The organism is Petralouisia muris (assembly GCF_004793545.1).
Classification (GTDB): domain Bacteria; phylum Bacillota; class Clostridia; order Lachnospirales; family Lachnospiraceae; genus Petralouisia; species Petralouisia muris.
The window spans coordinates 1-6,986 of sequence record NZ_SRYA01000132.1 but is presented as its reverse complement, the minus strand read 5'-3'; the positions used below and the strand labels follow the sequence as shown (position 1 = coordinate 6,986).

Sequence of the window (6,986 nt, the reverse complement as noted above, 5' to 3'; positions counted from 1 at the left end):
CAGGCATCTTAAAGATTTCGTGAAGAAAAAGTGTAAAGGGATATTGACAATATCATCCCCATGGAGCGTCATCTTTTCTGCACATAAAAGTCTGTCAACACATTTTTGAAAAGAGCGAAGGGACTTAAGCGCCCCTTCCTCCGCTCCGTTCAAAGCATACACTACCGCTGTCTGATTATGGAACTGCGCCGCCACATTCGGATGAAGCTGTTCCAATCGGTATTGTTCTATTACATTTCCAATCCTGTATATGGTCTTCTGGCATCTCTTGAAATCATCCTGATATAAAGCCAGGGATATCATGGCATCACTCACCAGATTCAGCAGATCCAGATATTCTCTCGTCTGGATATAGCCTCTGGCTTTCTCAGGTTCCCCTGCCATCTGGTAAGCCTGAACCAACAGTCCCCCATCCTGCCCTGCAAGGCGTGTAGGATCTGACACCGGCTCCAGCATAGCAATCGTTTCTTTTGCTTTCCCCAGTTGGAGGCTTAAGCCTGCTTTCAAAACCAGGGCATCACTGCACACGCCTACGTCGCTGCAGTTCTCTAAGATATGGTCGCACCACGAGACTGCCTCCTCCAAAAGCTTCGCCTGTTCCTCTTTTGACTCTGCCAGCATGTAATGGTTCCAGTACAATATGATAAGCTGGAGAAGGAAAGGATGGCAGGAATAGTACCGTCGGGCCAGGTTACGGGTTTTTTCTATCGTTTCACGAAAGGGCCGTTTTACAAAATCTCCTACGAGTTCCGCATAGAAACGGCGGATCTGTTCTCTGGAGAGCTGGGCTTTATACCCGATCAGCTCGTCTATCGTCATATCAAAAAAAAGCGGAAAGCTGGAGCAGAAGCATCAGATCCGGTGTACTCTGGGCATTCTCCCACTTGGATATGGATGCCTTGGTCACTCCCAGAAAATCCGCCAGTTCCTCCTGCGTGATCTTCCGCTCATGCCTGAGCCGGATAATATTGTCCGATAATTTTAGTCTGCCCATGTTATTGTTCTCCTTATCATCTCTTGTATTACATCTTTTCTTCATTATAATAAATAAAGGATTTCCTATCAATCGAGCAGCATTCCACTTTTTCGCCAAAAAGTCAACCGTAGAGAAACTTCTGTAAGCGATGAATCTCAAGATGGATCCATAAATATAGGAACATAAGATATACTATTCCATGAATTACGTCCTGCAGAAGAAGGGGGCTCTGGATAGTAAAATCTAAGAAGGAAATAATAAACGCTGAATATTCGCAATGAAGAACCCTTATGTTTGTGCCTGCTTTTCCCCTTCATACTTTCCTCCTTGATGACCAGTTCACACGAACAACCTGAAATCTTCCTTTCGTTCCGTTATGCCTTATATCTTACATCTGTAGTATTTAAAAGTCGCCTGACGGCGAGGGGTTGAATACCTGCAACCGCTATTTTAAGTGAAAAGCACTTCCCGTATTCTAAATGTGCGCCATAAAGGACGTAAATATTGACATCATTCTCAAAAAGTGATAGTATTACTATCATAAAATAAGAAAGACAGGAGATGTTCCTTATGGGCGAATCCAAGATTCGGAAACAGCAGATGGAGCAACGTACACAGCAGATACTCCATACTGCCCTGAAGCTATTCTGCGAAAAAGGGATTGAAGATACATCCGTGGAGGAGATTGCCAAAGCAGTCGGTGTCGGCCCTGCCACAATCTACCGCTATTTTGAAACCAAAGCAGAGCTTGCGATCTCGGCAGGAATTGCCTACTGGCAGATGGTCGCCGGAAAATATCTGGATTCCCTGTCCCAGGAAGCATATCAGAAGCTGAACGGCATTCGGCAGATAAAATATATTTTCCAGATCTTTACAAAGATTTTTCGGGAAGAATTCTTGTTTCTAAAATTTCTCCAGGAATTCGATATCTTTGTCCAAAGATATCATATTTCAAAGGAACGGCTGGAAGAATATGAAGAATATATCCTGAATCTGAAACCTTATATGACAAATGCTCTGGAAAAAGGCCTTAAGGACAAAAGTCTGGCCTTTTCATACACCATAGATGAAGTATACTTTTCCGTAACACACACACTTCTGAGTCTGATGCAGAAACTGGCCTGCAATGGACACATTCTTTCATCAGACGAACGAGTCGGTCTGGCCTTACAGGTAGAGATTGCAGGCGATCTCCTCCTTAACGGGCTTAACAGCAAAGAATCAAAAAGAGCATAACAGAAAAGAAACAGCAAGGAGGATGCATATGAAATCACTATCTACAGGTAAAATATGGCTATTCGCGGCCGGACAGTTCGGATGGTCCTTATTGTCAGGTCTGATTTCTAACTGGCTCGTATACTTTTATCAGCCGGATGAAGCCTCTGTCGCACAGGGGCAGACACTGTTTATTCCCCAGGGACTGGTTATTCTCGGAATCTTTACGGTCATCGGCGGCATTACCGCCTTCGGACGGCTTTTTGACGCGTTCACAGATCCCTTAATTGCATCCCTGTCGGACCGCTGTACCTCTGAAAATGGCCGGCGTATCCCGTTTTTAAAATGGGCCGCCCTGCCCCTTTCTCTGTCTACCGTGCTTATATTCTGGTCTCCGGTCAATCAGAACAGTTGGATCAATGCCGTTTTCCTGTTCGTGATGGTAATGGTATACTATTTGTCAATCACGGCTTACTGTACGCCCTATAATGCCCTGATTCCGGAATTAGGGCACAACCAGCAGGAACGCCTGAATATTTCCACAATCATTTCTTTTACTTTTATTGCCGGAACCGCAGTTGCCTATCTGGCGCCGGTAATCTGGGGAGCTTTCATCCCGGTATTGGGTCGTGTAGGCGCAATCCGCGCGACGTTCACGGTTATGGCTGTCATCGCATTTTTCTGTATGCAGGTGCCGGTCTGGTCAATCCGTGAAAAAGAATATGTGGATACTGTTCCCTCGCAGGATACCGCGTTTTCCTCCCTCGCTTCCACATTCCGGAATCGGGAATTCCTGAAATTCGTCGGGTCGGACATCCTGTACTGGATTGCCATTACGATGTTCCAGACAGGTCTTCCGTTCTTCGTCACCAGCTTGCTGAAACTTCCGGAAACGATGACCACACTTTATTTTGTCGGTATGACCGCTTTGTCACTGGTATTTTATATTCCGCTCAATAAGCTGGCGCCGAAACTTGGCAAGAAAAAGCTGATATTAACGGCCTTCGTGATTTTTTCGTTCTCATATCTCTATACCGGCTTTCTTGGAAGGATCTCTGTAATCTCTGCAAATGTACAGGGTCTGATTCTTATGGTTACGGCTTCCTTACCTATGGCGGTCTTTGGGATCCTTCCTCAGGCAGTGGTTGCCGATATTGCCCAGAGCGATGCGAAGCGCACCGGAAGCAACCGTGAAGGGATGTTCTATGCTGCAAGGACTTTTGCCTTTAAGCTGGGCCAGAGCCTCTCCATGCTCCTGTTTACAGCGGTTTCCACAGTTGGGGATTCCTCGGGAACGGGTTACCGCATTGCAGCGTTTACGGCGGCATGCTTCTGCTTTTTAGGCGGGATTATCTTCCTGTTTTATGACGAACACAAAATCAGCCGGGATATACGGTAGAAGCTTGCCATACATGATCATGACTGTTGTAACCTGTATGGACCGCCATGTCCCGTCAAGGAAATGAAAGGAGAACCCTTACATGGACAGAAGAACCATTCACAATCTGATCATACCGGCAGAAGGATATGCGGAAATAATGGAGTCGGCCGTTCTGCCTTATCTTGCAGAGAGGAAAACGGAAAAATACTGTGAGCGGGAACAAGGAAAAAAGATCTTCTATCTGCGCTGCCTTGCAGACCAGCCTCAGGGCATTGTCATCCTGTCCCACGGTTATACGGAAACAGCCGACAAGCATCTGGAAAATATCTATTATTTTCTTCGCGGGGGATACCATGTCTTCATGCCGGAACACTGCGGACACGGCCGCAGCTACAGGCTGTGCAGTGATACCGGGGATCTCTCTCTGGTACATATTGATGATTATCAAAGATATGTAGATGACTTGCTGTTTGTAAGCCGCCTTGCGGCACAGGAATTCCCGGAGCTTCCCATATGCCTGTATGGCCATTCTATGGGCGGCGGGATTGCGGCCTGTGCAGCGGCACAAGAGCCCCGGATCTATTCGAGGCTGATCCTCTCCTCCCCAATGATACGCCCAAACAGCGCCCCCCTTCCCTGGCCGCTGGCATATCTCGTTGCAAAGACTTTCTGCATAGCAGGCGGGGAAGAACACTATCTGCCGGGAAACCATCCCTATGACGGAATGGAACAATATGCCGACAGTGCTTCTGCTTCCGAATGTCGATTCCTATATTATCAGGATAAACGCTGCAAAGAGCCCTTATTCCAGATGAACGCCGCCTCCTATGGATGGTTTTGGCAGACGTATCGGTTAAACCATGCTCTCCAAAAGAAAGCGTGGCGCCAGATTTCCTGTCCTACCCGGATCTTCCAGGCAGAATACGAAACATATGTTTCCAAAAGGGAACAGGAACGATTTGTGAAGAAATTATGCAGGAGGAAAAATATAGACGCAAAGCTTATCCGGGTAAAAGGGAGTAAACACGAAATCTTCAATTCCGATAATAAAATATTAGAATCCTATTGGCAAAAAATCTTATCATAGAGCAAAGCATAACAAGCCGCCCCGTTTTTGCAGAATGAGGGGCGGTTTTTACATGGCATTTCTAATTTCTCTTTGATAAAATAACTGTAAATAGAATCTGTCAGCAAAGTCATATTGGAGGAATACGAATATGGCAATTATTACACCGAATTTCAATTTTGATGGGAAATGTGAAGAAGCAATATATCTTTACCAAAAAGCATTCGACGCAGAAATCAACTGCCTGCTTCGGTACAGCGATGCAAAATGGGAAGATTTTCATAGAGAACTGTCAGAAGAACAGAAAGAATATATCTATCATGCGGAACTCCTTATCGGAAATCAACGGATCATGATGGCGGATAATCTGGATATCCCTTTTAAACCAAGCACTGCCCTTTCACTGACTGTCACACTGGAAACAAAAGAGGATGTTAAGCGGGTCTTTGAGATTATGCAGGACGGAAGCGAGATCATTTATCCGGTACACAGCACTACATACAGTTCCTGCAGTGTCAGTTTTATAGATAAATTCGGCTTTCGATGGGTCATTATGACAGATCAGACAGAGCACTAATTTCGCTTCTATACGCTTATTTGTTTCCGTTTTATACATCATTCTTATAGATTTTTTAATTTATTGTCCGATTGCAAAGAAAAAGCAATTATCTCTTTTTCTTACGGAGCTTTAAGTCGATATTTTCCGCTGTATCCTGCAGTAGTCCAGCAACAAAAGCACTTTTTTCTTTGAGCGTCAGTGTTTCCATATCAGATTGACGCTCAATTTCACTGAGTACTGTTTGCAGCTCTTGCAGTTCCAAAAGGTTGACGGCTGCACAAAAGAGCGTCTTTTTTCGGCCGTCATTAAAACCGGACAGAAGAATGTCCAGTATTTTAGCCTTTTCCGTCTGCTCCACATTATAAGCTTCTATCCCGAATCGCCTTGCTTTTTCCATATCGGCTCTTCGGCTCCGGTGTGTTATGAAAGAATCAAAATCATCAATATAATCGTATTTTTCACAAGGGTATTCACTGCATTGGAAACAATATTGGACACCGTCATGCTCCATACTGCACTTTGCGATTTTACATGACTGATTTCCTTCACCACCGCCGCAGCCAGGGCAGTATTTATTCAAATGCATAGGGCAAAGCCCGCAATTCAAACCGCAGAGAGAAAATAATTGATTTTCTCGGTTAAATCCTTTCATGCTGTCTCTCCCTTCCTAAAACAGTTTACCTGCAAACACTCAAACTAAGATAAACTTTGTAATACTTACCCCAACAAATCAAGGAATTTTATAGTTAAAACTCATATCTTGTGTCATGAGAGAACAACAAACCGTCTGTTAATTCCACACGCAGAATAATAGTGTTTTCATCATCGAAATCAGTATGGCCATTATCGATCCATTCAGTAAAGACTTTTTTCAGTTTTTCTGCAATCATACCATTTTCTATCTTTCCGAAATAGCCCAGGCTAATGCCTTTTCCATGTGCTGTAAACCACTCACCGGCGATTGCAACAACAGGATCAGCTTTTATATGTTGCATTTTATTTGAGAGCGCGTGTGTAATGATATAAAAGGCGCCATTTTCATAATAGGCATTTACATATCGTACATAGGGCATCTCATTTTCCGTTGTTGCCAATGCTATAATAGTATCTCTTCCAAAACGTTCAATCATTATCTGCTCCGCTTCTTTACATAAATTATCCATTAAATTATTTTCCTCTCTAAATCATGGTTGTAAATTATACAAACTCAGCTATCACTATCTCGTTTCCATCAATATCGTTTAAGCGGACTTCATAAAACTGGGTTTGTTATTTTCGGTTCGTTTTTCTTTTAATAGCCAGCAATTTCATATAGTCATCAAATTCAGTTGTATCAGTCGGTTCAAACATTACCCATTTTCCATCATGATAGGTTTGGGCTTCATCATATTTCCCACAAACGGCATTAGAAAGAGTATCCCTTATAGCTTCAAATTTTACTCTTTCATCTTTCCCAAAAATAATCATGAAACCAACGCAATTTCTTTTTGCGTATTATACTCGTAAGTCCATTTCTTACCGCCAGTATTCCATAACTGTTCCATATCGTATTTTTCATCAATAGCCGAACATAATGCTTGCCATACATGATACAAGGATTGTCCAAGTAATTCAGTCATAATTGATTGAGATGGTTTATTTTCAAGCATAATATCACCTCCGCAAATTCTTATTTATTTTCTGTTGCATTACTCTCTGGCCTGAAACTGTCAGTGAATCACCCCATAACGTAATCTAGTACATCGAATAATTAATAACTGGCCTAATTAGCATTTGATTTTATGCCAGC

8 protein-coding genes and 1 pseudogene are annotated in these 6,986 nt (G+C 43.4%); 4 read left to right on the top strand and 5 right to left on the bottom strand.

All coding sequences use genetic code 11. The features are described 5' to 3' along the window. Positions 1–819 (bottom strand): XRE family transcriptional regulator (locus tag E5329_RS27525; protein WP_275443820.1); only part of this gene is annotated, 819 nt, incomplete at its 3' end. 1 nt (position 820) lies between these two features. Further along, on the bottom strand, positions 821–994 hold the full coding sequence (locus E5329_RS31290) for a helix-turn-helix transcriptional regulator (RefSeq protein ID WP_275443819.1): 174 nt from the start codon (positions 992–994) through the stop codon (positions 821–823). 552 nt (positions 995–1,546) lie between these two features. Between E5329_RS31290 and E5329_RS27520 the strand changes: the two genes are divergently transcribed. From E5329_RS27520 to E5329_RS27505, 4 genes are all read left to right on the top strand, one after another. After that, positions 1,547–2,212, top strand: a complete 666-nt coding sequence (locus tag E5329_RS27520) for a TetR/AcrR family transcriptional regulator (protein WP_135992351.1) — start codon at positions 1,547–1,549, stop codon at positions 2,210–2,212. Positions 2,213–2,240: 28 nt separating this feature from the next. Continuing rightward, entirely contained in the window at positions 2,241–3,590 is a 1,350-nt protein-coding gene (locus tag E5329_RS27515) for an MFS transporter (protein WP_135992350.1), read from the top strand. Positions 3,591–3,672: 82 nt separating this feature from the next. Further along, positions 3,673–4,659, top strand: a complete 987-nt coding sequence (locus E5329_RS27510; RefSeq protein ID WP_135992349.1) for an alpha/beta fold hydrolase — start codon at positions 3,673–3,675, stop codon at positions 4,657–4,659. A 130-nt stretch (positions 4,660–4,789) separates the two neighbouring features. Beyond that, a complete protein-coding gene (locus tag E5329_RS27505) occupies positions 4,790–5,215 on the top strand; it encodes a VOC family protein (RefSeq protein ID WP_135992348.1) in 426 nt (141 codons plus the stop codon). An 88-nt stretch (positions 5,216–5,303) separates the two neighbouring features. On the opposite strand, the gene E5329_RS27500 is transcribed toward E5329_RS27505, so the two are convergent. From E5329_RS27500 to E5329_RS27490, 3 genes and pseudogenes are all read right to left on the bottom strand, one after another. Continuing rightward, positions 5,304–5,849 carry a DUF3795 domain-containing protein gene (locus E5329_RS27500; RefSeq protein WP_135992347.1) on the bottom strand — a complete coding sequence of 182 codons (546 nt, stop codon included), beginning with the start codon at positions 5,847–5,849 and terminating at the stop codon, positions 5,304–5,306. Between the two features lie 94 nt (positions 5,850–5,943). Then, positions 5,944–6,360, bottom strand: a complete 417-nt coding sequence (locus E5329_RS27495; RefSeq protein ID WP_135992346.1) for a pyridoxamine 5'-phosphate oxidase family protein — start codon at positions 6,358–6,360, stop codon at positions 5,944–5,946. A gap of 106 nt (positions 6,361–6,466) precedes the next feature. After that, a pseudogene (locus E5329_RS27490) lies at positions 6,467–6,816 on the bottom strand (DUF3788 domain-containing protein). Positions 6,817–6,986 lie beyond the last annotated feature (170 nt).

Coding starts and splice junctions, on each gene's coding strand:
- E5329_RS31290 (WP_275443819.1), bottom strand. CDS start 994: ATGGGCAGACTAAAATTATCGGACAATATTATCCGGCTCAGGCATGAG.
- E5329_RS27520 (WP_135992351.1), top strand. CDS start 1,547: ATGGGCGAATCCAAGATTCGGAAACAGCAGATGGAGCAACGTACACAG.
- E5329_RS27515 (WP_135992350.1), top strand. CDS start 2,241: ATGAAATCACTATCTACAGGTAAAATATGGCTATTCGCGGCCGGACAG.
- E5329_RS27510 (WP_135992349.1), top strand. CDS start 3,673: ATGGACAGAAGAACCATTCACAATCTGATCATACCGGCAGAAGGATAT.
- E5329_RS27505 (WP_135992348.1), top strand. CDS start 4,790: ATGGCAATTATTACACCGAATTTCAATTTTGATGGGAAATGTGAAGAA.
- E5329_RS27500 (WP_135992347.1), bottom strand. CDS start 5,849: ATGAAAGGATTTAACCGAGAAAATCAATTATTTTCTCTCTGCGGTTTG.
- E5329_RS27495 (WP_135992346.1), bottom strand. CDS start 6,360: ATGGATAATTTATGTAAAGAAGCGGAGCAGATAATGATTGAACGTTTT.